Origin of the sequence: Sodalis sp. RH14, assembly GCF_047324285.1 — a bacterium.
Classification (GTDB): Bacteria; Pseudomonadota; Gammaproteobacteria; order Enterobacterales; family Enterobacteriaceae; genus Acerihabitans.
The window spans coordinates 447437-471609 of the sequence record NZ_CP178739.1 but is presented as its reverse complement, the minus strand read 5'-3'; the positions used below and the strand labels follow the sequence as shown (position 1 = coordinate 471609).

At 58.8% G+C, this 24173-nt stretch carries 23 protein-coding genes; 10 read left to right on the top strand and 13 right to left on the bottom strand.

Going from position 1 to position 24173, the window contains the following annotated elements:
• Nucleotides 1-64 precede the first annotated feature (64 nt).
• Together ACL2XQ_RS02050 and ACL2XQ_RS02045 are read right to left on the bottom strand one after the other, a co-directional pair.
• Nucleotides 65-961: an SDR family oxidoreductase gene (locus ACL2XQ_RS02050; protein WP_413740011.1), complete on the bottom strand. Its 897-nt coding sequence runs from the start codon at nucleotides 959-961 to the stop codon at nucleotides 65-67.
• 44 nt (nucleotides 962-1005) lie between these two features.
• Nucleotides 1006-1746 carry an SDR family oxidoreductase gene (locus ACL2XQ_RS02045; RefSeq protein WP_413740010.1) on the bottom strand — a complete coding sequence of 247 codons (741 nt, stop codon included), beginning with the start codon at nucleotides 1744-1746 and terminating at the stop codon, nucleotides 1006-1008.
• A 124-nt stretch (nucleotides 1747-1870) separates the two neighbouring features.
• Here ACL2XQ_RS02045 and ACL2XQ_RS02040 point away from each other — a divergent pair, with 124 nt between their 5' ends.
• A complete protein-coding gene (locus ACL2XQ_RS02040) occupies nucleotides 1871-2764 on the top strand; it encodes a LysR family transcriptional regulator (RefSeq protein ID WP_413727253.1) in 894 nt (297 codons plus the stop codon).
• Nucleotides 2765-2781: 17 nt separating this feature from the next.
• Here the strand turns inward: ACL2XQ_RS02040 and ACL2XQ_RS02035 are convergent, their stop codons facing one another.
• The 4 genes from ACL2XQ_RS02035 to ACL2XQ_RS02020 all read right to left on the bottom strand — a co-directional run bounded on the left by ACL2XQ_RS02035 (nucleotide 2782) and on the right by ACL2XQ_RS02020 (nucleotide 7397).
• Nucleotides 2782-3240 (bottom strand): hypothetical protein, encoded by a 459-nt coding sequence (locus ACL2XQ_RS02035; RefSeq protein ID WP_410012327.1) that lies wholly within the window; start codon nucleotides 3238-3240, stop codon nucleotides 2782-2784.
• 164 nt (nucleotides 3241-3404) lie between these two features.
• On the bottom strand, nucleotides 3405-4871 hold the full coding sequence (gene astD, locus ACL2XQ_RS02030) for a succinylglutamate-semialdehyde dehydrogenase (RefSeq protein ID WP_410012328.1): 1467 nt from the start codon (nucleotides 4869-4871) through the stop codon (nucleotides 3405-3407).
• Nucleotides 4872-5126: 255 nt separating this feature from the next.
• Nucleotides 5127-5747 carry a hypothetical protein gene (locus tag ACL2XQ_RS02025; protein ID WP_413722006.1) on the bottom strand — a complete coding sequence of 207 codons (621 nt, stop codon included), beginning with the start codon at nucleotides 5745-5747 and terminating at the stop codon, nucleotides 5127-5129.
• Nucleotides 5748-6092: 345 nt separating this feature from the next.
• Entirely contained in the window at nucleotides 6093-7397 is a 1305-nt protein-coding gene (locus ACL2XQ_RS02020; RefSeq protein WP_413722005.1) for a purine-cytosine permease family protein, read from the bottom strand.
• 270 nt (nucleotides 7398-7667) lie between these two features.
• Between ACL2XQ_RS02020 and ACL2XQ_RS02015 the strand changes: the two genes are divergently transcribed.
• Nucleotides 7668-8426: a helix-turn-helix transcriptional regulator gene (locus ACL2XQ_RS02015; protein ID WP_410012331.1), complete on the top strand. Its 759-nt coding sequence runs from the start codon at nucleotides 7668-7670 to the stop codon at nucleotides 8424-8426.
• A gap of 136 nt (nucleotides 8427-8562) precedes the next feature.
• Entirely contained in the window at nucleotides 8563-10395 is a 1833-nt protein-coding gene (locus tag ACL2XQ_RS02010; protein WP_413722004.1) for a glycoside hydrolase family 15 protein, read from the top strand.
• 24 nt (nucleotides 10396-10419) lie between these two features.
• Here the strand turns inward: ACL2XQ_RS02010 and lsrG are convergent, their stop codons facing one another.
• Genes lsrG through lsrA form a run of 6 tightly spaced genes read right to left on the bottom strand, consistent with a single transcriptional unit; the run spans nucleotide 10420 to nucleotide 16307 of the window.
• Complete coding sequence (gene lsrG / locus ACL2XQ_RS02005; protein WP_410012333.1) at nucleotides 10420-10719, bottom strand: (4S)-4-hydroxy-5-phosphonooxypentane-2,3-dione isomerase; 300 nt, start codon at nucleotides 10717-10719, stop codon at nucleotides 10420-10422.
• Nucleotides 10719-11612 (bottom strand): 3-hydroxy-5-phosphonooxypentane-2,4-dione thiolase, encoded by an 894-nt coding sequence (gene lsrF, locus ACL2XQ_RS02000; protein ID WP_410016641.1) that lies wholly within the window; start codon nucleotides 11610-11612, stop codon nucleotides 10719-10721. Before lsrF ends, lsrG begins: the two co-directional genes overlap by 1 nt.
• Before the next feature lie 24 nt (nucleotides 11613-11636).
• Nucleotides 11637-12662, bottom strand: a complete 1026-nt coding sequence (gene lsrB / locus ACL2XQ_RS01995) for an autoinducer 2 ABC transporter substrate-binding protein LsrB (protein WP_410012334.1) — start codon at nucleotides 12660-12662, stop codon at nucleotides 11637-11639.
• 30 nt (nucleotides 12663-12692) lie between these two features.
• Complete coding sequence (gene lsrD, locus ACL2XQ_RS01990) at nucleotides 12693-13700, bottom strand: autoinducer 2 ABC transporter permease LsrD (RefSeq protein WP_413722003.1); 1008 nt, start codon at nucleotides 13698-13700, stop codon at nucleotides 12693-12695.
• Nucleotides 13700-14773 (bottom strand): autoinducer 2 ABC transporter permease LsrC, encoded by a 1074-nt coding sequence (gene lsrC, locus ACL2XQ_RS01985; protein ID WP_413722002.1) that lies wholly within the window; start codon nucleotides 14771-14773, stop codon nucleotides 13700-13702. Before lsrC ends, lsrD begins: the two co-directional genes overlap by 1 nt.
• Nucleotides 14766-16307 carry an autoinducer 2 ABC transporter ATP-binding protein LsrA gene (lsrA, locus tag ACL2XQ_RS01980; protein ID WP_413740009.1) on the bottom strand — a complete coding sequence of 514 codons (1542 nt, stop codon included), beginning with the start codon at nucleotides 16305-16307 and terminating at the stop codon, nucleotides 14766-14768. Before lsrA ends, lsrC begins: the two co-directional genes overlap by 8 nt.
• A 218-nt stretch (nucleotides 16308-16525) precedes the next feature.
• Here lsrA and lsrR point away from each other — a divergent pair, with 218 nt between their 5' ends.
• Entirely contained in the window at nucleotides 16526-17491 is a 966-nt protein-coding gene (gene lsrR, locus ACL2XQ_RS01975) for a transcriptional regulator LsrR (RefSeq protein WP_410012339.1), read from the top strand.
• 47 nt (nucleotides 17492-17538) lie between these two features.
• Nucleotides 17539-19146 (top strand): autoinducer-2 kinase, encoded by a 1608-nt coding sequence (gene lsrK, locus ACL2XQ_RS01970; RefSeq protein WP_413740008.1) that lies wholly within the window; start codon nucleotides 17539-17541, stop codon nucleotides 19144-19146.
• Between the two features lie 70 nt (nucleotides 19147-19216).
• Here the strand turns inward: lsrK and ACL2XQ_RS01965 are convergent, their stop codons facing one another.
• Nucleotides 19217-19954 (bottom strand): metallophosphoesterase, encoded by a 738-nt coding sequence (locus ACL2XQ_RS01965; protein WP_413740007.1) that lies wholly within the window; start codon nucleotides 19952-19954, stop codon nucleotides 19217-19219.
• A gap of 569 nt (nucleotides 19955-20523) precedes the next feature.
• Here ACL2XQ_RS01965 and panE point away from each other — a divergent pair.
• From panE to ACL2XQ_RS01940, 5 genes are all read left to right on the top strand, one after another.
• Nucleotides 20524-21456, top strand: a complete 933-nt coding sequence (panE, locus tag ACL2XQ_RS01960) for a 2-dehydropantoate 2-reductase (protein ID WP_413728952.1) — start codon at nucleotides 20524-20526, stop codon at nucleotides 21454-21456.
• A gap of 90 nt (nucleotides 21457-21546) precedes the next feature.
• Nucleotides 21547-22116 carry a cytochrome b gene (locus ACL2XQ_RS01955; RefSeq protein WP_410012344.1) on the top strand — a complete coding sequence of 190 codons (570 nt, stop codon included), beginning with the start codon at nucleotides 21547-21549 and terminating at the stop codon, nucleotides 22114-22116.
• Between the two features lie 102 nt (nucleotides 22117-22218).
• Nucleotides 22219-22701: a tetratricopeptide repeat protein gene (locus ACL2XQ_RS01950; protein ID WP_410016642.1), complete on the top strand. Its 483-nt coding sequence runs from the start codon at nucleotides 22219-22221 to the stop codon at nucleotides 22699-22701.
• Nucleotides 22702-22724: 23 nt separating this feature from the next.
• Nucleotides 22725-23252: a sigma-70 family RNA polymerase sigma factor gene (locus ACL2XQ_RS01945; RefSeq protein WP_410016643.1), complete on the top strand. Its 528-nt coding sequence runs from the start codon at nucleotides 22725-22727 to the stop codon at nucleotides 23250-23252.
• Nucleotides 23252-24052: an anti-sigma factor family protein gene (locus ACL2XQ_RS01940; protein WP_413721997.1), complete on the top strand. Its 801-nt coding sequence runs from the start codon at nucleotides 23252-23254 to the stop codon at nucleotides 24050-24052. The genes ACL2XQ_RS01945 and ACL2XQ_RS01940 overlap by 1 nt, the downstream gene beginning before the upstream one ends.
• The last annotated feature ends 121 nt before the right edge of the window (nucleotides 24053-24173 follow it).

Sequence of the window (24173 nt, the reverse complement as noted above, 5' to 3'; positions counted from 1 at the left end):
ATCACCGCCGCGATCCGTCGCGGCGGTAACAGGATGGATGCCAGGCCATAAGCGCCTTGAGATACTACCGCTTGTGCGGTTTTAATAAGTCTTCCAGGCCGATGCGGCGGAACAGTTCGGCGCGCACCCGGTCCGCCATGCCATTGACCACCTCGCAGCCGTCCCCGGACGGGTCGATATGCACCCGGAACGGCCGGGTGCCGAAGGGCATATCCACGACCCGGACGATGGCCCTGGCCACCTCGGCGACATCGGCATTCGCCGGCTCCAGCGAAGACAACCCCTTCAGGCTTTGCTCCGCCAGCCCGGTGTAGGGCCCCTGATCGTATTCCGCGGCGCGCGGCGCATCGGCCGGCGCCCCGGCATGAGCGAAGTGATGGGTGCCGCGGGTAAACGCCCCCGGCACGATAATGCTGGTTTCAATTCCCCAGCGACTCAGTTCCGCGGCGTAAGAGACGGCCAGTGAATCCATCGCCGCCTTGGCGGCGAAGTAAGGAGACAGGTAGGGCGGCGTGCCTCCCCTGGCGCTGCTGGACGACACCCATACCACCAATCCCCTGCCCTGCTTGCGCAGCTGCGGCAAGGCGGCGCGGTTTACGCGCTGGGTGCTGAGCACGTTGATATCGTACAGTTGGGCAAATTGTTCCGGGGTAAACGCCTCCGCCGGGCCGAACGACATATGACCGGCATTATGGATCACCACATCCAGCCTGCCACACTCCCTGATAATGCCGGCAGTGGCGGCCTGCACCGATGCGTCGGACACGACGTCCAGCTCCACAGGGCGCAGATCGACGCCCTGTTCGGCGGCATAGCGCCGGGCTTCAGCCGCCTGCGGCGCGTTGCGCCCGGTGGTTTCACGCATGCCGGCGTAAACGGTATGTCCGGCTGCGGCCAGCGCCCGTGCGGTCAGGGCGCCAAAGCCGCTGGAGGCGCCGGTTATCACGATCACGTGTTTCATGGCCAAACCTCTTTTCAAGATGAAATGAATCGACTGAAAAGGCGTTAGATCAGCCCGCCATTGGCGCGCAGCACCTGGCCATTGATCCAGGCACCGTCGGCACCCACCAGGAACGCCACCACGGCGGCAACATCCTCCGGCGTGCCCAGGCGTTCCAGCGGCGCCATTTTGGCCATGCGGTCAACCACTTCCTGCGGTTTGCCTTTTAAAAACAGATCGGTTCCCGTTGGTCCGGGAGCGACGGCATTGACGTTGATCGCGCGGCCGCGCAGTTCCTTAGCCAGGATGGCGGTCAGGGTTTCCACTGCCGCCTTGGTGGCGGCGTAGACGCCGTAGGTTTCAAGCCGCAGGCCGACGACGCTGGTGGAAAAATTGACGATGCTGCCGCCAGTGCGCAGGCGCCGCGCCGCTTCCCGCAATCCGTTAAAAGTGCCTTTCAGGTTGATGGCGATCTGGCGATCAAACAGCGCGTCGTCACTGTCCGCCAGGGTGCTCAGGTTCATGATGCCGGCATTATTGACCAGGATATCCACCCCGCCGAACGCCTCTTCCGCCCGATCAAACAAGGTGGTAAAAGTCGCCGGGTCGCTGACGTCGCCCTGGGCGCTGAGGGCATGGCCGCCAGCCTGCGTGATCTGGCTGACCAGCGCGTCGGCCTCTTGCTGCTGGCGCGAATAATTAACGATAACGGTATAACCGTCATGGGCCAGGCGCCGGGCGATGGCGGCGCCGATGCCTCTTGAGGCGCCGGTAATGATGGCGACGCGCGATGTAGCGTTATTCATGCTGTTCTCCTGTCGGGTTGCCGGCCATACCCTGTCGGGGCCGGTGAAAACAGCATGGACCTTTTTCTTTTCCGGATAATCCCCTATTATTCGTCATCACTATCCGAAAATGAGAAACAATGCCTTGGACAGATACGATGCCATGCGGGTATTTACCCGGGTGGTTGAACAGCGCAGTTTTACGCTGGCGGCGCGGGATTTGGTCATTCCGCGTTCAACCGCCACCGACGCCGTCAAGCAGTTGGAGAACCGGCTGCAGGTAAGGCTGCTGCATCGTACCACGCGTCAGGTAAGCCCGACGCTGGATGGCGAGGCGTATTACCAGCGCTGCCTGCTGATCCTGGCGGCGGTGGAGGATGCGGAGACCGCCTTTAGCGGCGCCCGGCCGAAGGGATTATTGCGGGTAGACGTACACGGCACCCTGGCACGCCATTTCCTACTGCCCGGCCTGCCCGGCTTTCTGGCGCGGTATCCGGAAATCGAGTTTTTCATGAGCGAGGGCGACCGGCTGGTGGATCTGGTGCGCGAGGGCATGGATTGCGTATTGCGGGTCGGCAACCTGAAAGACAGCGATATGGTGGCGCGGCGTCTCGGCGCGCTGGCACAAATCACCTGCGCTTCGCCTGATTATATTCAGCGTTTCGGCCTGCCGGCTTCGCCGGCGGATCTGGCAGACCACAGGATGGTCGGTTTCCGCTCGTCCGCCACCGGTACCCTTATGCCGTTGGAATTCATGATCGATGGCACCCTGCACACCCGCACGCTGCAGGCCACGGTCTCGGTTACCGGCGCGGAGAGCCTGGTGGCGGCGGCGCGGCTGGGCATGGGGATAATCCAGGTGCCGCGCTACCATGTGGCCGGCGATTTGGCCAGCGGCGCCCTGTCGTCGCTGCTGGCGGATTATCCCGCCGCGCCGATTCCGGTTGCGGTGCTCTATCCGCATAATCGCCAGCTAGCACCCCGGGTGCGGGTATTTATAGACTGGCTGGGCCAGGAGTTCACCAACCGCAATGTCTGAGCGCGGGCGGTATCGCCTTAACCGGGCGTGAACTCAATCCAAATGGCTTGATGCTGTTTCAGATAGGAGGCCGGCGGCGGAGAAATGGCGACCGGGACAATTTGTTTTTCGATAAAGGCGCACAACGCCTTATCACCGGAAAACGACTTTTCCGGGCGCGTACCGCTGAAATCCAGTTTCACCGAGCAGGTCCTGCCGGCGAACTGACCGAATTCCTGATGCCAGATACAGCTCATCATGGCGGAGGCGGTATGGGCAAGATAGGTGCTTAATTCATCATCCATCCCGGCGTCCAGATAGGCCTGCCTGGTGGATTGATAATAATCCATTTCCGCGCCCGCATCCGGTTTGCCGCAAAGGGCCGGCGCGCTCGCAGCCCTTTGCGATAGCGCCGGCGCCTCGCGGTGCGGCGCCGGCGCGCAGGCGCTTAGTACGGCGCACAGCGCCGCCATAGAGAAGCTTTTATTGATGTCCATATCTCTACCTTAGGCTGAGCGAGGGCGCCCGGATGACGGTGAACCCATGAATCCGGCAATCATAGCAGCGATTTACGCTGCGGTCAGCGGCAAATTATGGATCCGGCCGGCGGGTGATGCCGGGTTTACTTTCCCGCGCCGCCGGCCTGAAAACATCCGCGCCGCTAACCGGGAAATGTCAGACCTGGCGCCAATGGCTCGGGCAGGGTCAATTGCTCGCTTTCCAGCGACGCCATGGGCCAGGCGCAATAATCCGCCGCGTAAAAAGCGCTGGGCCGGTGGTTGCCGGATGCGCCGATGCCGCCGAAAGGCGCGCTGCTGGCCGCACCGGTCAGCGGTTTATTCCAATTGACGATGCCGGCGCGGGCCTCAAGCAATAGCCGGTCGAAATGATGGCGATGGGGTGATATCAATCCCATGGCCAGCCCGAAACGGGTATTGTTGGCAATATGCAGGGCCTGGTCAAAATCGTCATAGCGGATAACGCTTAACAGCGGGCCAAAGTATTCTTCATCCGGGGCGTCAGGCACCGCGGTGATATCGATAATGCCCGGCGTCAGCAGGCTGCTTTCCGCCCGCGGCTGAGTCAGGGCCAGCAAGGCTTTGCCGCCCGCAGCCAGCAGTTGTTCCTGCGCCACGATAAGACTGGCCGCCGCCTGCAGGCTTATCACCCCGCCCATAAACGGCGGCGGTTGGCTATCCCAGGCGCCGATTCGCAAGGCGGCGCTTACCTTTACCAGCCGGCCGAGCAGGGCATCCCCCGCCGCACCGCGCCTAACCAGCAGACGGCGGGCGCAGGTACAGCGCTGGCCTGCGGAGATAAACGCCGAGTGGATAATAACATTTACCGCCGCGTCCACGTCGTCCGCCTGTTCAACAATCAGGGCGTTGTTACCGCCCATTTCCAGCGCCAGCATTTTTTCCGGCCGGCCGGCCAATTGCCGGTGCAGTTGATAGCCGGTATGGGCGCTGCCGGTAAACAAGAGCCCGTCGGTCTCAGAAGATTGAGCCAGGGCCATGCCGGTTTGCCGGCCGCCCTGCACCAGGTTGATAACCCCCGGGGGCAGTCCGGCTTCTTGCCACAAACGCAAGGTCAGTTCGGCGGTCATCGGCGTCAGTTCGCTGGGTTTAAACACCAGGGTATTGCCCGCCAGCAGCGCGGGCACGATATGGCCGTTGGGTAAATGCCCCGGAAAGTTATACGGGCCGAATACCGCCAGCACGCCGTGCGGCCGGTGGCGCAAGCTGGTCTGGCCGTCGCCCTGCGCCGCGACGCTTTCTGCGGTGCGGGCGTGGTAAGCCGTCAGGGAAATAGCCACCTTATTGATCATGGCCTGCACTTCGGTCTGGCTTTCCCACAGCGGCTTGCTGGTCTCGCGGGAAATGACGCTCGCCAGCTCGGTTTTATGCTGGGCAAGCAAACCGGCGAATGCCTGCAGCAGCTCGACGCGTCCTGACAACGGCCGCCTGGCCCAGGCGGGAAACGCAGCGCGCGCGGCCCGACATGCCTCGTCGACCTGAAGCGCATTCGCTTCGTTACCCTGCCATAAAAGCGCGCCGCTGACAGGGCAAAGCTTGGTAAAAGGATCGCCTTTGCCGCTGCGCCAACTGCCGTTGATAAAATGGGTCATGACAATCTCTCCATGGCGAAAATTGACTCCCAGCGCCGGTACGCCGGGCGGTAAACACCGGTGGTATGGGTCAGATTGCCCACTACTATTCCATAAAACAGGCCGCGGGAATGGGATAACCCACCCTCATTTTATTAATATCCCTATTAGAAATATTAATAACAAGCCGGGCCCCCCAATGCAATACAGCCTGGAACGGCGTTTCCGGTAAGAGGATCAAAAAGCAGGCCGCCATGGGCGCGCCGAACGGCGCAGCTAGAAAAACGCACGATGCGTGTAGCTCGATTCGGCATTGCCTACCTTTGTTAATGACTTAACATTCTTGTTAATATATTGACGTTCCTTAGGCCATATTATCCCGCTGGCCAAAATATTGCGATAGGCCTCGTTCATACTGATTTTTTCGCTATCAAGCAGCAAAGTCTGGCCGACATAAAGATCTTCAGGCAAAGCGGTAATATTGGTACCCTGGATGTTCAGATAACCCCCTACGCACAGATTACTCGGTAACGTTCTTATCGGCGTATTTTCAAGATCCAATCCGCCGTCAACCTCGAAATTGTCCGGCAGCTCGCTCAACTGCGAATTTTCCAGGAAGATACTTCCGCCAACGTGCAGGTCCTGCGGTAATCGCTTGATCGGCGTGTTTTTCAAGTCCAGGTCATCAAACACCTGTAACCCCTCGGGAAGATATTCAATGTCGCAATATCTCATAATAAGCGAATTAACAATTATCAATTTTTGCGGAATATGCCTGATTCCCGTATGGGTTAAATTCAAGGCGCCAAAAATTATTGTATTTCCATCAGGCTTCCTAATGAACTCAACATGACTATCAAAAAGGAACTCATAGAAGCAGGGGCTGAATTTACACATGCGTCTTCTCCTGCACCGGCAAATGTATAGTGTTATGTTGTTAAAATAGCTGCGTATTAAAACATATTTATTATCGAGTAGAAAGTACTCTACCACGTGGATTAGTGGACAGCGGCTAATTGTGATATACCAGTGATTAACAACGGGGCACATTGTGGCATAAAGCCCGGTATTGTCATGGCGCTGGCAGATTACGTTAAATCTTACCTGAACGATATATTCATTTTCCTTAAACACATAAAGAATTATTTTGAATATCAAAGAAGCGATCAGGATATCCGCCTTTTTCCGGACGCTGATACGCTTCCTGTTAATGTTATGGCATTTTACTTTACCAGGGGAGGGTTATTGTACATCGGCAACGCGCCTTGATTTAAGAGTACATATTATCCAATAGACAATAATGGAAACCATTAACGAATTAAGGGCCGCGATCCCCGCATCAAAGAGAAGGCCGGCCAGGATCCCCGTTACGCAGGCTATAACGGCCCGCCAGCCGATGACAGGCGTCAATGCCGGGTCCGGCAGGGCATGGTTGGCGCGCGTTTGGTCGAGGAGCCGGCGGCTGGTTCGCAGCAGATAATAATCACAAACCATAACGCCTGCCACCGGAGGGAAAACCACACCCATCAGGATAAGGAAATGCTGATATTGCTCCAGAATGCCGATTAGCGTCAATATCGTGCCGCAGGCACCCAAGATAATCGTCAGCCGGCGATAGCTTAACTTCCTGCCGGTAATGCCTTCGAAAGCGTTGGCCAGCGCCAGGGAAGACGAATACAAATTGGCGTCATTGATTTTCACCGCCGACAGGATCACCGCGGATACGCCTACCCATCCGGCGGTCTGCGTCATCACCGCGACCACGTCCGACGTTCCCAGCGCATGCGCTATCAGGATGGCGATACCGTTAACCACGAATTCGCCGATGATAATCGAGACGGTGATCATCCAGAAAACATGCCGGCCGTTTTTACAATAACGGCTGATATCCGCCGTGGTGACAGCGCCGACGATACAACCGCCCGCTACGCTGGTGGCCGCCATCCCCAGGGTCATGGGTTCGCCGATAGGCGCGGCGGCGACCAGGGCGGCAACATCATGGCCGGCCAGCAGCTCCAGCGCGATCCAGCCGACCACCAGGAAGAAGAGCGGTACCGATATCATGGCCGTCCAGCCCAGGGCGCGAAAACCGCAGGCGACCAGGGCGGTAAGCGCCATGCCGGTAATAACCGCGGAGCAGCCGAAACCGAGCCGCCCTCCCAGCATATAATCAACGCCATGGGCAAAAATGGCGTTCTGCACGCCAAACCACCCTAACAGGCTAAGGGCGATCACAACGCCAATCAGCACCGATCCCGCCTGGCCGAAACCGCACCAGCGGGCCAGCAGGCTGGTGGACAACCCCTCCCTGGCGGCGGCCAGTCCCAGCCCCAGGCCGACGAATTCCAGGATCAGGCTTCCCAGAAAGGTCGCGAACAGCGCCTGGTAAAATGTCATGGCATGGCCAAGCATCGCCCCAAGCAAAAATTGCCCGAGGGTGGTGGTAATGCCGATGCGTATCATGGTCACGGTGAGAAAGCCGGAGCGCCGCGCGTCCGGTACGCGCGCGCAGGCATAATCATTGGCGGCGATATTGATTTTTTCCATCACAAATATCCTTATAGTGTAAATAGCGCCAGATGCGGGATCGGCGGTTTATACGTTGGTTATATATCTAATTTTATAATTTACGTTTAATTAAAATTAAAAAAATGAAGGTGTAAGCTACACGGGCGCCTTCGGCTTAACGGCCTGCATTCTATAATGACAATGTATTTTTATCAGTTATTAATATCTTTTTTACCCCTCTGGACAGTACTATGTTTAAACATTATGATGGGGATATGGACAAGTTGTGATTAATTAGGTGGCACACTAATGGAAGTTAATATGAAATGCGCTGCTGGGATAGCCGAGCGATTTGCAATTGAAATATCACCACAGCTTTTGATGTTCTGGGATAATTCCAGCGAGCCGTGGGGCGTTAAAGATACAGAATCTCGTTATGCCTATGCAAATAAAGCTTATTATGACCTTATTAATGTAAAGCGCTCGTTACACAATATTGAAGGCTGCCTGGACGATCAGTTGCCCTCCTCCATTGCCGAATTCGCCTGGCATTTCAAAGAGCATGACCGCAGCACGCTGCAAGTCAAAGATCGGCTCTGTTCCCTGGAAATTCATCGTTATGGCGGCGAACAGCTGCTACAGCCCTATTATTTTGATAAATTCCCTTTATTTGACCATAGAATCGGCAAATGTATCGGCACCGTTTTCCATGCCCGCAAGTTTGAGCATTTTTCCCTGCTGAAACATATTAACGGCGAGCGTCCCACGTTCTTCTCTTTTTTCCCGCCGGAACAGCTGTTTTCCGAAGGCGAGTTGGACGTGATCTTTTATGCATTGCAATCCATGAGCAGTAAAATAATAGCCAAAAAACTTAACCTCTCGTTCAGGACCGTCGAGAATAGATTGCTTATTGTGTATAAAAAAGCCGGCGTGCACTGTTTAAGCGGGCTAGTGGATTTTTGCCGTGCCAAGGGGTTCGATCGTTACATTCCGCAAAAATTTTTCTGCGCCGGCAGCCAGCTGATCAACATCAATGCCAAAACCCGGCTCTCCGTGCCTGCCGCCTGAAATCATCCCTGCATAAACCCCATAGACTGGCGCGCATGAACGCGGATGCAAAGGCCAGGCCATTCATCCTGCGCTATAGTTAGTACTACATTGACTCAATCCAGCGGCATACGCGCCTTTTCAGGAAATCAGGGACATGGCTGACTTACCTCAAACCGACGCGATACGACGCATTGGGGAACACGGCATCATCGGCGATTTACAGACCTGCGCACTGATCGCCGTTGACGCCAGCATTGACTATTTCTGCTGGCCCGACCTTGACAGTCCGTCCGTGTTCAGCGCGCTGCTGGATACCGACGCGGCCGGGGTTTTCACCTTATCCCCCGATTGGCCGGATGCCCGCAGGCAACAGCTTTACCTGCCCGACAGCAATATCCTGCAAACCCGCTGGCTGGACACTACCGGCTTGGCGGAAATCACCGATTTTATGCCGATCTGCGACGACGAAAACCGCATGCCGCGCATTATACGTCGCCTGAAGGTGCTTCAGGGCGAAGCATGCTTTACGCTGCGCTGCGCGCCGGTGCACGACTATGCCCGCGCGGCCACCCGCGCCCGCCTGGACCATGAGACGGTGGTGTTTACCGCTCCCGGCCAGCCCAGCCTGCGCCTGGTGTCCAGCGTCCCCCTGCATACCGCCGCGGGCACCGCCGCCGTGGCCCGTTTTACGCTTAAAGCCGGTGAACACGCGGAATTTATCTTCGGCAGCGCCCGCGACCCGCAGGTCAATCTGGATAATACCCGGGTATGCTTCGATACCACGCTGCGCTATTGGCGGCGTTGGAGCGCCGCCAGCAGCTATAAAGGGCGCTGGCGGGAAATGGTCAACCGATCGGCGCTGGCGCTTAAGCTCCTGACCTCCTGGAAACACGGCTCCATTGCCGCCGCCGCCACTTTCGGCCTGCCTGAGCATCTGGGCGGCGCGCGCAACTGGGACTATCGCGCCTCCTGGATCCGCGACGCCTCGTTTAGCGTTTATGCCCTGATGCGCCTGGGTTATATCGAGGAAGCCGGCGCCTTTACCACATGGGTGGGCCGCTGCATGGAAAACAGTCAGTTTGAGCCGGATAAACTGCAGGTCATGTATCGGCTGGACAGCGGTACCGAACTGCCGGAGGCCAGCCTGCCGCATCTGTCGGGCTATGCCGGGTCGGTGCCGGTACGCATCGGCAACGGGGCTTACCGGCAGCTCCAGCTCGATATTTATGGCGAACTGATGGATGCCGTTTACCTGGCGAACAAATATGGCGAGGCTATTTCGCACCGCGGCTGGCAGCATATCGTCAGGATGATCGATCATGTCTGCAACAGCTGGAACCAGCCGGATGCGGGCATCTGGGAAATGCGCGGTGAACCCCAGCATTTCCTGCACTCCCGGCTGATGTGCTGGGTGGCCATCGATCGCGCGCTGCGCCTGGGGATGAAACGCTCCCTGCCCATGCCCTACGATCGCTGGGATCAGGCGCGCACCGATATCCGCGCGGATATCTGGACGCATTTCTGGAATGATGAGCTAGGCCATTTTACCGCCACGCGGCACGGTCAGGACCTGGACGCGTCCATGCTGCTGATGCCGCTGTTCCGTTTTGTCGGCGCCACCGATCCCGACTGGCTCGCCACCCTGGACGCCATCAGGGATACGCTGGTCCAGGACGGCCTGGTGCGGCGCTATAATAACGAAAACACGCCATCCGATACCTTGCCCGGCAGCGAGGGCGCCTTCGCCGCCTGCTCGTTTTGGTATGTAGAGTGCCTGGCGCGCGCGGATCGCCTGGAGGAAGCGCATTTCGAATTCGAAAAACTGCTCAGCTATGCCAATCCGCTCGGCCTGTACGCTGAAGAATTCGACCAGCGGGGCTACCCGCTGGGCAATACGCCGCAGGCGCTGACCCATCTGGCACTGATCAGCGCGGCGTTTTTCCTTGACCGTAAGCTCAGCGGACAGGAACCGCTATGGCAGCCCTGACCGCCCGCCGTTTATGCCGGGAGCTTACGCCGTCTCCGGCAGCAGGCCGATAAAGGTGGTCTTCTTGCGCGGTTCGGTCATCAGCGGCGCCAATTGCTCAACGCAGCGCAGGTAGTGCGCGGTTTTTTTATGCGCCGCCACCGCCTGTTCATCGCGATACGCCTCGTAAATATAAAATCGGGTCGGCACCTGCTCGTCCTGCAGCACGTCGAAGCGTAAATTGCCTGGTTCCTGAATCGAACCAAGATGATTTTGCCGGAAAACCGCAATAAAATCGTCTATCTTGTCGGCTTTGACATTGATCTCCACCAGCGTCACATGCATTACCTGCCCCCTTCTATCGGGTGTTGCTCGCTTTTGAACAGCGCATACGCGCGCTCGGCGTTTTCGCCGTGGTGCACCACCGCCTGCACGGCTTTCAGCATCGCCACCGGCGCCTCGGACTGGAAGATATTCCGCCCCATGTCGACCCCGGATGCGCCCTGGTCAATGGCGCGATAGCACATCTCCAGCGCCTCCCGTTCGGGCAGTTTTTTGCCGCCGGCAATGACGATCGGCACCGGACAGCCCGCCGCCACGCGTTCAAAACCGATATCGGTATAATAGGTCTTGATCACCTGCGCGCCGATTTCGGCGGCAATGCGTGTCGCCAGCGAAAAATAGCGCTGATCGCGCGCCATATCCTTTCCCACGCCCGTGACCGCCATGGTCGGCATGCCGTAGCGCGTGCCCTGGTCAATCAGCTGGATAATATTTTTTATCGACTGATGCTCGTATTCGCTGCCTATATACACCTGCGCCGCCATCGCCGCCACGTTCAGGCGCAGCGCATCTTCAATGGATACCGCCACCGCCTCGTTCGACAGTTCACCTAAGATGGAGTTGGCGCCGGACGCGCGCAGCACCACCGGTTTATTTACCGCCGGCGGCACCTGGCTGCGCAGGATGCCGCGCGTGCACATCAGCACGTCGGTATGGGCGAACAGCGGCGCGATGTGCAAATCGATCCGCTCAAGACCGGTGGTCGGCCCCTGGAAATAACCATGGTCGAACGCCAACATTACCGTACGGCCGGATACGGGATTGAAAATCCGCGCCAGGCGCGATTGCATGCCCCAGTCAAGCGCTCCGCTGCCCTTGAGGAAAAACGGCACATTGCGCTGCGCCACGCCGATGCCGAAATCCTTGCCGTCCTTGATATCGTCCAAATCAGCCATAATCATGTCTCCTACGCAGACCGGTTAAAAATCGTATTTATCGATATTGTCTTTATTGAACTGCACGCGTTCGGGCAGCAGGACGATGCCGTTGTTCTTGGCCTCATATTGATATCCCTGCACGCTGTTGGCGGAGACCTCCACCGCGCCCACCTGCGGGATGGTCAGTTTATCGCCGACATTGAGGTCGCCCTTTTGCAGCATTTCATGCGCCACATACACCGCAATCTTGCCCTGCTGTACCACATCCCACAGGCCAAAGGTCTTCACCGTGCCGCGTTGCACATAGGGACGCATGACATTAGGCGTGCTGAAACCGACGATGGTCACGCCCTTACGGCCAAGATTCTCCGCGGCCTGCGCGGCGGCGGGCAGCGCGTTGGCGTCAGGCGCGATAATCGCATCCAGGTCCGGGTAGGCCTTCAGGATACCCTCGGCGGTTTGCAGGGATTTGGTGGCGTCGTTATAGCCGAACTGCGTGGTAACGATAGTCCAGCCGGGATGATCGGCGCTGATTTTGGCCTTTGCCTCTTTGACCCATTGATTTTGATCGGTAACGGTCGGGCTGGAGTAAAAAAACGCCACCTTGGCCTGCTCCCTGGTGATCTGTTTCGCCGCCATATCCACCAGCAGCGAGCCGAGCTGTTTCGGCGTACCCTGGTTGATATACACCGAACGGCACTCCGGTTTGGTATCGGAATCCCAGGTCAGCACCTTTACCCCGCGTTGCATGGCCCGCTTGAGCGCCGGACACAGACCGTCGGGCGACACCGCCGATACGATGATGGCGTTGTAGCCCTGGTTGACAAAATTGTTGATTAACTGTACCTGCCCGGAGACGCTGGGCTCGGTAGGGCCGTCATAGGTAACGTCGACGCCCAGTTCCTTGCCCGCCGCCAGCGCGCCGTTGCCGCCGCTGGTAAAAAAACCCACGCCCACCAGCTTGGGGATAAAGGCGATGCGCTCGGCGGCCTGGGCGGTGGCGAACCCCGCGGCCGCCAGCAGGAACGCGCCCGCCATTGCTCTATTGCGCCAGATACTGTTATCCATGTTCGACTCCATTGATCTCAGAGATAGTCATCATAAGGAAACCCGCGGGCGCAGCCGGCGAGTCAGGAAGCGGGCCAATAGTTCCCGATGCAGGCTGGCGGAGCGGCCGATAACCACCAGGATCAGCAGCGCGCCCGACAGGGCGCTGGAGACCTGGTTGGCGACGCCCGCCATTTGCAGGCCCTGCTGCAAAAAGCCCACCAGCAGGGTCGCCAGCGCGGTGCCGAGGATGGAACCGGAGCCGCCGTAGATATTGGCCCCGCCGAGCACCGCGGCGGTAATCGCCGGCATCAGCAACGCGCCGCCGAGGTCGGACCGGGCGGAGCCGAAATAAGACACCAGCAGTACCGCGGCCACCGCCGACGCCAGGCCGGTCAAGCCATATACCGCGCACAGGGTGCGCCCGACCGGCACCGCGCTATAACGCGCCACGCGCGCGTTTTGGCCGATAACAAAGCAATTGCGGCCGAGCCGCGTGCGGTGCATCAGCAGCCAGAACCCGAGAAGCGTCAGCAGGAACAGCAGCAGCGGCATCGGCAGGCCGCCCGGCGCCAGGTTGGCGAAATCGCTGAAGACCGCGGGAAAACCGCCGATGCCTTCAAACCCGGTGGCGCCCGCCAGGCCTGACAGCAGCAGGGCGCTGCCGCCGAACAGATACAGCGTGCCAAGGGTTATCACCAGCGGATTCACGCCGGTATAAAGAATCAGGGCGGCGTTAAGCAGCCCGCACGCCAGGCCAAGCAGCAGGGTCAAGGGGATCGCCAGGGACAGGGGCACCCCGCCCTGGAACAGGACCCCGAGCGCGATGGCGCACAGTCCGACGGTGGCGGCGAAAGAGATATCAATCCCGCCGCTGACGATGACCATGGTCAGCGGCAGGGCGACGATGCCGATGGCGATAAAATCACTGGTGCTGAACAACAGCATATTGAGATCCAGCATGCGCGGGTTGATGACGCCGAACAGCAGGATTTCCGCTATCAGCAGCACTATCAGCGCGCCTTCCCAGCCATAGCCTTTTAGTTTTGCCGGTTTCATCAGGCCACCCCGCTGTTCTTTTTAGTGGTGCCGGACGCCGCCGCGCGCGCGCCGCCGCCGGGGCGTTTTTTAGCGTCTTTGGCCTTCGCCGTCGGCGCCGGCATAAAACGGGCGTATTTCTGGCGGCGGCGGTTCAACTCCAGCGCCCGGCGCAGGCGGCCGTCGAAAATCAGCACGCCGAGCAGCACCAGGCCGGCGATAAAATCATTCCACCATGCCGGCAGACGCAGCAATACCAGCACGGTGTCGATTTGCGTCAGGAAATAGGCGCCGAGGATGGCGCCTATCACCGTACCGGTGCCGCCCAGCAAACTGATGCCGCCCAGCACGCAGGCGGCGATAGCCTTCATTTCCAGTCCGCTGCCGGTCTGGTTGGGGACAAAACCGATCTGCGAGGCAAACACGATGCCGGCAAGCGATGCCATCGCCCCATTAACGGCAAACGCGGCGATACGGATGGCGTTTACCGGCACGCCTAATTGGCGCGCGCCCTGCAGATTGTCCCCCACCGCATAGAAGTTGCGCCCGAACGCGCTGCGCGAGCATAGCCAGAACAGGCCGGCCAGCAACAGCATGATCACCCAGCCGATGGGCGAGACGCCAAACCAGGACGGATTGGACAAAGACTTTAACCCGGACGGCAGGCCTTCAATCCATTTACCGCCGGTCAGCAACAGCATCAGTCCCCGGTACAGCCCCAGGGTACCAAGCGTGGCGACAATGGCGGGTATCCGGCACCAGGCGACCAGCACACCGTTAAACAGCCCCGCCGCCAGCCCGGTCAAAAGGGTAAACACAATGGCGGTGGCCAGCGGCCAGCCGGCATTGAGCAACAATCCCAGCGTTACCGCGCAAAGACCGGCGATGGACCCCACCGACACATCGATATTGCGCGTCAGCATAACCAGTGCGGCGCCCATCGCCAGCAGCATCAGGATCTGCGCGCTGCTGAAAATCATCAGCAGCGTCTGGAAACCGATATAACCGCGATCAAGCGCCCCCAGCAGCACAAACAGCACCAGGATGGCCAGCAAGGCGGTAAATTCACGGTTATTCTGCAATAGTCTAAGCATCCGCGATCTCCTCATCCGGGGCATGGGAGCCAAAGGCCATGCGCATCATGTGTTCTACGCTTACGCTGCCGCCCGTCATGGGCGCGCTTAATTGCCCCTGATGCATGACAAAGACCCGGTCCGCCAGCAGCGCTATCTCTTCCGGATCCGAGGAAATCAGCAGCAGCGCCACATTCTGCGCCACCACCCCGCGCAGCAGCTGGTAGATATCGGCGCGCGCCGATACGTCGACGCCGCGCGTCGGTTCGTCGACGATCAGCAGACGGGGCTGCGCTTCCAGGCATTTGGCGATCAATAGCTTTTGCTGGTTGCCGCCCGAGAGGGTGCGCGCCGGCTGATCGGGATCGGCATATCTGATGCCCAGCGCGCGATGGTAGCGTTCCAGGGTGGCTTTTTCCCGCCGGGGATGCAGCCACCAGCCGCGGCGGCCGGCGGTCAGCGCGGCGGTATTCCAGTACAGCGGCGCATCCAGGTACAATCCCGACGACTGCCGGTCCTCCGGCAGGTAGACCAGCCCGGCCGCCAGCCGCTGGGCCAGCGTCAGCGATCCGATATCGCGTCCCTCCAGCCGTAGCAGCCCGCCGCGGACCGGGCGCAGGCCATACAGCGTTTCCGCCAGTTCAGTCCGCCCGGCGCCCACCACGCCCGCCAGGCCGATGATTTCTCCGGCATTAACCGTGAAAGAGACGTCTTTAAACCCTTCGCCGGTAAGGCCCGACACGTCCAGTACCGGCCCGCGGGCGGCGAAGGTATGGCGCCGTCCCGGCAATTCCAGCCACATCTTCTGCTCCACCGGCAGGCTATCCACACGCGCCACGGGGGCGATCGCCTGGATAAGCGCGTCGGTGGTAAACTCACCGATGGCGCCGCTGAGGGTAATCGCGCCGTCGCGCATAACGCTGACCCGGTCCGCCAGGGCATGGACCTCCGGCAGTTTATGGGAGATAAACACCACCCCCACCCCTTGACCGGACAGGCCGCGCACCTGTTGAAACAAACGTTGGGTTTCCACGGGGGTCAGCGACGCCGTGGGTTCGTCGAGGATCAGGATACGCGCGTCGCGCATCAGGCCGCGCAGGATCTCGACTAACTGCTGGTCGGCCACTTCCAGCGTGCCGGCCGCGGCCTGCAGCGGCAGATCGCAGCCCAGGCGGTGCAACAGCGCCTGCAATTTCCGGCTATCGGCCTGATGGCGCGGCAGGCGGAACAGGATATTCTCCTTAACCGTCATGTTGGGAAACAGCATCGGCTCCTGGGGCACCAGATAGATACCCAACTGATGCGCCCGGGCGGGCGTCAGCGACGGGCAGGGCTCGCCCATGATGCTCAGGGCGCCGCTGTCCGGCGCCACCACGCCGGCGATGATTTTCATCAGCGTCGACTTACCCGCGCCGTTGCCGCCGAGCAAGGCATGCACTTGCCCCGGCATCAGGGTAAAGGCGATATCTTTTAATACCGCCACGCCTGAATAGTGTTTGCTGACGTTATGCACGCTGAGCAACGGCGTGGGTTCCATCGGGGATGGTAGTATCATGCTGCCTCGACGCGTATGAACAAATGAATTTAAAATTCAAAACTGTTCATAATCCTAGTTGGGCCGTTATAATAAAACCGCCAGATCGATCACATTTTGTGCATCACGGGGTTATTAATCGCCGTACCAGATGGCGGAAAGGTCTTTTTGTCGTCTCCATCACAATTTAGCGTTGTGATTAATTGAACAATTGATTTAAATTTTAATAAGTGTTCTATATGAAGAAAAATAATCCGGATCATTTCAACCCAGCGGACAGCAGCATGGCCGAGCAGGAACTGTTAGCGCGTATAGCGTGGTTTTATTATCACGACGGCATGACCCAGGGAGAGATTGGCGAGCAGCTTGGGCTGACCCGCCTCAAGGTGTCGCGTCTGCTGGAAAAAGGCCGCCAGTCGGGCGTCATCCGCGTACAAATTAACTCCCGTTACGAGGGATGCCTGGAGCTGGAAAACCAATTGCTGGAGCGTTTCGATTTGCGCCACGCGCGGGTGTTGCCGGCCTTGCCGCAGCGGGATATGAGCCAACGCATCGGCATCGGCGCCGCCCAGGAGATCATGAAGCAGCTTCAACCGCAGCAACTGCTGGCGGTGGGTTTTGGCGAAACCGCCATGAGCACGCTGCAGCATCTGAGCGGTTTTATCACCTCGCAGCAGATCAGGCTGGTGACCCTTTCCGGCGGGGTCGGTCCCTATATGACCGGCATCGGCCAGTTGGACGCCGCCTGCAGCGTCAGCATTATCCCGGCGCCGCTGCGCGCGTCCTCGGCAAGCGTGGCGGAAATTTTCCGCCAGGAGCGCAGCGTACAGGATGTCATGCTGACCGCCTGCGCCGCGGATATCGCGGTGGTAGGCATCGGTTCGCTAAGCCAGCGGCGCGAGGCCACCATCATGCGTTCCGGTTATATCAGCGAGGGGGAACAGCTGCTGTTCGGACGCAAGGGCGCGGTAGGCGATATTCTTGGCTATTTTATGCAGCGAAACGGCGAATTGACGGCGGCCATGCCAATCCACCAGGAACTGATCGGCATATCGCTGCGGGATTTGGACAATATTCCCTTGGTGATCGGCGTGGCGGGCGGCGTGGAAAAAGCCGAGGCCATCCTGGCGGCGCTGGCGGGCAAACATATCAACGCCCTGGTCACGGAAGAAAGTACGGTGAGGGCCATGCTCGATAGGCTGTAATCCATACCCATAACGCGCCCCGGCGCGGATAAAACAGAGATAAAACCATGACATCACTCTGTAACCCTACGCACAATGACCCCGCCCCCGGCGGCGATTATCTGATGGCGATCGATGCCGGCACCGGCAGCGTGCGGGCGGTAATTTTCGATACCGCAGGCAATCAGGTGGCCGTGAGCCAGGCTGAATGGCGGCACGTCTCCGACCCCGCCATCCCAGGGTCCATGGACTTTGATCTGGACAACAACTGGCAGCTGGCCTGCGGATGCATACGCCAGGCGCTGCAACGCGCCGGGCTTCCTCCCCTGGCGATTCGGGCGGTGGCCACCTGCTCCATGCGCGAAGGCATCGTGCTCTATGATCGCCACGGCAAGCCCATCTGGGCCTGCGCCAACGTCGATGCCCGCGCCAGCCGCGAAGTGGCCGAGCTGAAAGAACTGCACGATTATTGTTTTGAGCGCGAGGTGTATGAGTATTCCGGGCAAACCCTGGCGCTGAGCGCCATGCCGCGCCTGTTGTGGCTGGCGCACCACCGGCCGGACGTGTATCGCCGGGCGGCGACGCTGACCATGATAAGCGACTGGCTGGCCTATATGCTTTCCGGGGAACTGGCGGTCGATCCCTCGAACGCCGGCACCACCGGCATGCTGAGTCTCTCCAGCCGCGACTGGCAACGAAGCCTGCTGGATATGGCCGGCCTGCGCGCCGACATGCTCTCGCCGGTGCGCGAGACCGGCACCCTATTGGGCGAGGTCACGCGCCTGGCCGCGCATGCCTGCGGACTGGCGGCGGGCACCCCGGTCGTCATGGGCGGCGGCGATGTACAGCTCGGCAGCCTGGGATTAGGCATCGTGCAGCCGGGACAAACCGCGGTGCTGGGCGGCACCTTTTGGCAGCAGGTGGTTAACCTGCCCGCGCCGATGACCGATCCGGATATGAACATCCGCATCAATCCCCATGTCATCCCCGGCATGACGCAGGCCGAGTGCATCAGCTTTTTTACCGGGCTTACCATGCGCTGGTTTCGCGACGCTTTTTGCAGCGAGGAAAAATCCATCGCCGCGCGCATGGGCGTGGACACCTATAGCCTGCTGGAGGAAATGGCGGCCCGCGTACCGGTGGGATCCCATGGCATCATGCCGATATTTTCCGACGCCATGCATTTTAAATCCTGGTATCACGCCGCCCCCTCGTTTATCAATTTGTCCATCGATCCCGATCGCTGCAATAAACAGACGCTGTTCCGCGCCCTGGAAGAAAACGCGGCCATCGTTTGTGCCTGCAATCTGGAGCAGATCGCCCGCTTCTCAGGCGTACAGGCGCCCTCCTTGGTTTTCGCCGGCGGCGGATCCAAAGGTAAGTTATGGTGCCAGATCCTCAGCGACGTTACCGGCCTGATGGTTAAAGTACCCGAGGTCAAGGAAGCCACGGCGCTGGGCTGCGCCATCGCCGCCGGGGTGGGCGCCGGCATCTATCCGGCGCTGGCCGAAACCGGCGAGCGCCTGGTGCGCTGGGAGCGTGAATACCAGCCCGACATGGAAAACCATCAGCGCTACCAGGAAATGAAAATCAATTGGCAGGCGGTGTACGCCGACCAGCTGGGCTTGGTGGATCATGGCCTGACCACCTCGATGTGGAAAGCGCCCGGGCTGTAAACGGCGGGGAGTGCCGGCCGCGTTGCAGGGATGGCAACGGTATGGCGCAGGTTATATCTCTTAACGGCAGTCATATAAAAAAGGTTGTGGCCTGATAGGTTGCGCCGAACTCCAGGATGTTGAACCCGCGCTTATTTTCCGTGAGTAGTGTTCTGGCGCCGTCTTGCCATTGAAACGAGGTCGCCGGGCATACGCTTATCATGCAATTATTTTGTATTTCCTGATATTCTGTATGCGCATGGCCGCAGCACAGCGCCTTGATTTCATCGTGAGCCTGACAGAGGGCGATAATGTCTTCGCCGTTAAGCAGCATGCAATCATCGACCAAAGGTATACCTACGGCAACGGGGTGATGATGCATAAATAATGCGATATTATTTTTTTCACCGCCGGCGATTTTCCTGCGCAATGTCTCCTGCGCCTGCGCGGACAGGAAACCGCTGTCCTGGTTATTTTGTACGGTGTCGACGCAGATAAATTGCCAATCGTCGCATAACAACGCCTCTATCTTGCCGACGTTGTTTTCCGCGCCGAATACCGCAGCCAGATTTATTGCGTTATCATGATTACCACCCAAATAATAAATCGGCAGACTCAGCCTTTTCATCTGTTGCAGCGCGAGCCGATAAGACGCGTGAGAACCGTCATCAGAGATATCACCGGTAACCAGCAGTGCTTCGCATGCAAAATTATGATGGTCAATAATAACGTCTATCACCGAGGTTAACCCCTCATAGGTATTATAGCCATGGATCGTCGCGCCAGGCGTTGAGCGCAGGTGGCTGTCGGTGATCTGGATGATTTTCATTTCTTATCTCCGCTAATATTAATTCATATAACATTATCAAAACTTTTGAATACTATCTTATCGATGACATTATTATCGGATCGAATGTCGGGTCATCCATCATGCGCCGATTAACAGGTCGGCCGGCACTTTTACCGCCAAGCGTCAACATATACGATTCAATAATCTATTAAGAATGGCATAATATATTTTATTTTAAAATCATATTATTAAATTCATTATAATTGAATAAAATGACATTTTCATGACCAGACCGGATCAAACAGCAGGTGGCGAAAATAATCCCGCGGTAATTGCCGCCGCAATATAAATCCCGGCCTGACGCTGGCTATTGAGACTGAATAGCGTGGATTATCACGGTAGTATTTTTCATAATCAACCGCTAGAAAGATATTTTCTTAACGCCATGCATTGCGTTTAGATTAACGTATCCTGTCCGCTCCGTGGCGCAGGCCCCATCCCAGACCGGGTTATGCGATGCCTGGGATGTCCGCGCGCTGAGTTGCATCCTCACCCATTTCTGGCGGATGATGGGGTTCTTCACTATTTAACAATAAGAAGGGAATACTATGCGGATCTTAGTTGTCGGCGCAGGCGCTACCGGAGGTTATTTTGGCGGCAGGCTGGCCCAGGCCGGACGCGACGTGACTTTTTTGGTGCGCGGCAAGCGTGCCGATGCGCTGCGCCATCACGGCCTGCGGTTAGTCACTCCCACAGGCGAGACGTCATTGCAACCGCAGCTGATAACCGCTGCGCAAATCAACCGCCCCTTTGACGTCATCCTGTTAACGGTAAAAGCCTTCGGCCTGGAAGCGGCGCTTAACGATATTGCCCCGGCGGTGGGCGCCGATACGATTATCATGCCGATACTCAACGGCATGAAGCATCTGGAGATCCTCATCGACCGCTTCGGCGGGCAGGCGGTTATCGGCGGGTTGTGCAAAATAGCCGCCACCCTTGACGAACAGGGACGGGTCGTGCAATTAAGCCCGCTGCATGAATTCACCTACGGCGAACTGGACGGCTCGCTGTCCGATCGCATCAGCCGGCTTGATGCGCTGTTCAAGGATGCGGGTTTTACCTCCCGGTTATCCACCACCATCATCAACGATATGTGGGAAAAATGGCTGCTGCTGGCAAGCCTCGGCGCCATTACCTGCCTGATGCGCGGCAATATCGGCCAGGTGGCCGCGGCCCCGGGCGGGGAACAGTTCGCCCGCGCGATGATAAACGAGATACTGACGGTGATAACCTCGGCGGGCTATCAGCGGCGCGAAGACTATATCGCGCATACCACCGCGTTATTGACTCAGAAAAATTCAGCGCAAACCTCGTCCATGTACCGGGATATGAACCAGGGTTACCAGGTGGAGGCGGAGCAGGTGCTGGGCGATCTGGTGGCAATAGGCCAGCGCGCCGGGCTCGCCACTCCCCTGCTTTGCGCCGCCTATACCCATCTGGCGGTCTATCAGCGCGGCCGGGAGCACGCCGTAGCGTCATAGGCCGGTGAGAAAAATAATTTATAAAAAGCGAATAAATTGCCACGATGAGGTGTTTACTCTGTATTCCAACCAGGCAATCAGGATACAGGTATGTCAACCACACCTTCCGCGTCGGAAAAAACGCCCTCGCGACGCTATGATAAATGGACCATCACGTTGCATTGGGCAACGGCGTTAATCGTTATTTTTCTTTTTGCCAGCTCGCAGATATGGGAGCAACTGGAGCGCGGTACGCCCTGGCGTAAAGGGCTCCAGTCGCTGCACATCTCCTTCGGTATCATGCTCGCCGCTCTGATTGTCGCCCGGCTTATCTGGCGGGGTACGGCCGGGAAACGATTACCCGCCGCCTCGTCGTCATTATGGCTGCACCGTATCGCCAAGCTGACCCATTGGGCGCTATACCTGCTGCTGATCGGGCAGGTTACCCTGGGCTTTCTGTTCCGGTGGGCTCAGGGCGAACCTTTTCTGTTTTTCGGCCTGTTTCCTGTTCCTGATATTTTCGGCGTCGATCCCATGCTGCGCCGTACGTTCGGCATGCTGCATTTCTATACCGCGTGGACCATTATCATCCTTGCGGGCCTGCATGCCTGCGCGGCGTTATTCCATCACTACGTACTGCGCGACGATACGCTGAAAAGAATGTTCCCGCCGGCAGAATAACGTCCGGATATCCGCCCCTTAACCACCGGAGTACCAACCATGACTTACGCAGCGACTGTAAGGGTATTAAAAAAACGCGTCCTGCCGCTGGCGGGCGGCGTCATGCTGCTGCTGTCCGGCGCGGCGAACGCCATGGGCGACAGTTCGGCCACGACGCCCACCTGTCCCAAGGGACAGATCTACGATTCACGCACCAAAAGCTGCATGGTGGATAAAGGCGGCATGCTATCCGACGCCGATCGCGCCCGGTATGCCTATTCCCTGGCCAAGGCCGGGCGTTATGACGAGGCGCTGGGAGTATTGAATACCCTCAGGCAGCCCAATACCGCCCAGGCCTGGAATTATCGCGGTTACGCCACCCGCAAGCTGGGGCGCACCGACGAGGGCATCGGGTATTATCAGAAATCGATCGCCCTCGATCCGCATTATGCCCAGGTACGCGAATATCTTGGCGAAGCCTATATGATCAAGGGACGTCCGGACCTGGCCAGGGAACAGCTGGCCACGATCAAGACCCTGTGCGGTACCGGATGCGAGGAATATCGCGATCTGGCGGCGGCCATTGACGGCCACCCCGAGCTGTAGGCAGCGCATCCGGCAGTGAGAGGATAAGTGTGAAAGCAGACGAGATCAGAGGCGAACTGGAGCACCATCTGGCGCGCCTTTGGCGCTACGGCATGGTGTTATCGCGCAAACCGGATATCGCCGATGATTTGGTGCAGGCGACCTGCGTGCGCGCCCTGGAGCGTGCGGGGCAGTTTACCGCCGGCACCACCCTGGATCGCTGGCTGTTCACGATTCTGCACTCAATATGGGTCAATGAGATCAGGTCACGGTTAATCCGCCAGGGCCAGGGATTTGTTGATATCGATGGCGCCGATGTTCCAACCGACGACCATAGCGCGGTGAATGCTATTTGGGCGAATCAAGTCATGGCGCGGGTCAACCGGTTGCCGGAGGCGCAGCGCAATGCGGTATTCCTGGTTTATGTGGAAGGTTTTACCTATCAGGAAGCGGCACATACCTTGTCCGTACCTATCGGCACTATTATGAGCCGACTGGCGACCGCCCGGCAACGGTTGGCAAACGACACCGCCGTCGCGTCAGGACGGATCGTGGCAGAGGGGGATTTTTAATGACACAACAACACCCGGCTCCGCCGTTTTCCGATGAAACCCTGGTGGCTTACCTGGATAATGAAATCAGCGCGGAACAACGCCGTCAGATAGAGGAGCAGGTCAGCCGGGACCCACGGCTGGCGGCGCGTCTGGCCCATCTGGATTCCGCCAGCCTGCCGTTTGGCGCGGCTTATGCCGGCCTGCTGGAACAGGCGCCGGTGGCCCGCTTAAAGGCCGGGCTGGCAACGCTGTACGCCGGGTCTTCACCATTGCCGGCGTCGTCTGCGCGCGGGAATGGCGTCAGCCGGCGCCAGCTGATCGCGGCGGCGATAGCGTGCCTGGCGGTGGGCGGCGTGGCCGGACGGCTGTCGGCGGGGCTGGGAGAAGGCGAAGCGCCCGAGGGCAACTGGCGCGGCCTGGTTGCGCAGTATATGTCGCTTTATACCAATGAAACCTTTGCCGACATGCCCGAATCCATGGCGCTGCAACACCGGCAGCTGCGCACTATCGGCGCCAAGCTGGGCCTGGCGCTTGAGCCTTCACGCCTGTCCCTGCCGGGGATAGAGCTGAAGTTTGCCCGGATGCTGCGTTACGATAGCCAGCCCATTGCGCAAATCGCCTATCTGGACCCTAGCCATGGCCCACTGGCGTTCTGTATTACCACGGCCGATCGCGCGGTTAACCGCGGCGCGCAAAGCGAAGTCCGCCTGGAGATGAACGTGGTGTACTGGAGCGCGCAAAAGCACCATTTTATGCTGATCGGCCATAATCCGGCGGCGGAAATGCGTACGCTGGCGCAAAAATTAATGCTGGGGTAATCAGTGGTATCACGCAGGCAGCCGTGTAAAACGGACCAGCGCACGGCGGGGGATGTACACGCCCCCTGGCCGGCGCGCCAAGGGTGGGGGGCCAGGCTGCGCCGACGGGCCGCCGGGGGTA

Excerpts from the sequence above, each read along its gene's own strand:
- ACL2XQ_RS02050 (WP_413740011.1), bottom strand. The coding sequence starts at position 961 with ATGAAACACGTGATCGTGATAACCGGCGCCTCCAGCGGCTTTGGCGCC.
- ACL2XQ_RS02045 (WP_413740010.1), bottom strand. The coding sequence starts at position 1,746 with ATGAATAACGCTACATCGCGCGTCGCCATCATTACCGGCGCCTCAAGA.
- ACL2XQ_RS02035 (WP_410012327.1), bottom strand. The coding sequence starts at position 3,240 with ATGGACATCAATAAAAGCTTCTCTATGGCGGCGCTGTGCGCCGTACTA.
- astD (WP_410012328.1), bottom strand. The coding sequence starts at position 4,871 with ATGACCCATTTTATCAACGGCAGTTGGCGCAGCGGCAAAGGCGATCCT.
- ACL2XQ_RS02025 (WP_413722006.1), bottom strand. The coding sequence starts at position 5,747 with ATGTGTAAATTCAGCCCCTGCTTCTATGAGTTCCTTTTTGATAGTCAT.
- ACL2XQ_RS02020 (WP_413722005.1), bottom strand. The coding sequence starts at position 7,397 with ATGGAAAAAATCAATATCGCCGCCAATGATTATGCCTGCGCGCGCGTA.
- ACL2XQ_RS02015 (WP_410012331.1), top strand. The coding sequence starts at position 7,668 with ATGGAAGTTAATATGAAATGCGCTGCTGGGATAGCCGAGCGATTTGCA.
- ACL2XQ_RS02010 (WP_413722004.1), top strand. The coding sequence starts at position 8,563 with ATGGCTGACTTACCTCAAACCGACGCGATACGACGCATTGGGGAACAC.
- lsrG (WP_410012333.1), bottom strand. The coding sequence starts at position 10,719 with ATGCATGTGACGCTGGTGGAGATCAATGTCAAAGCCGACAAGATAGAC.
- lsrF (WP_410016641.1), bottom strand. The coding sequence starts at position 11,612 with ATGGCTGATTTGGACGATATCAAGGACGGCAAGGATTTCGGCATCGGC.
- lsrB (WP_410012334.1), bottom strand. The coding sequence starts at position 12,662 with ATGGATAACAGTATCTGGCGCAATAGAGCAATGGCGGGCGCGTTCCTG.
- lsrD (WP_413722003.1), bottom strand. The coding sequence starts at position 13,700 with ATGAAACCGGCAAAACTAAAAGGCTATGGCTGGGAAGGCGCGCTGATA.
- lsrC (WP_413722002.1), bottom strand. The coding sequence starts at position 14,773 with ATGCTTAGACTATTGCAGAATAACCGTGAATTTACCGCCTTGCTGGCC.
- lsrA (WP_413740009.1), bottom strand. The coding sequence starts at position 16,307 with ATGATACTACCATCCCCGATGGAACCCACGCCGTTGCTCAGCGTGCAT.
- lsrR (WP_410012339.1), top strand. The coding sequence starts at position 16,526 with ATGAAGAAAAATAATCCGGATCATTTCAACCCAGCGGACAGCAGCATG.
- lsrK (WP_413740008.1), top strand. The coding sequence starts at position 17,539 with ATGACATCACTCTGTAACCCTACGCACAATGACCCCGCCCCCGGCGGC.
- ACL2XQ_RS01965 (WP_413740007.1), bottom strand. The coding sequence starts at position 19,954 with ATGAAAATCATCCAGATCACCGACAGCCACCTGCGCTCAACGCCTGGC.
- panE (WP_413728952.1), top strand. The coding sequence starts at position 20,524 with ATGCGGATCTTAGTTGTCGGCGCAGGCGCTACCGGAGGTTATTTTGGC.
- ACL2XQ_RS01955 (WP_410012344.1), top strand. The coding sequence starts at position 21,547 with ATGTCAACCACACCTTCCGCGTCGGAAAAAACGCCCTCGCGACGCTAT.
- ACL2XQ_RS01950 (WP_410016642.1), top strand. The coding sequence starts at position 22,219 with ATGCTGCTGCTGTCCGGCGCGGCGAACGCCATGGGCGACAGTTCGGCC.
- ACL2XQ_RS01940 (WP_413721997.1), top strand. The coding sequence starts at position 23,252 with ATGACACAACAACACCCGGCTCCGCCGTTTTCCGATGAAACCCTGGTG.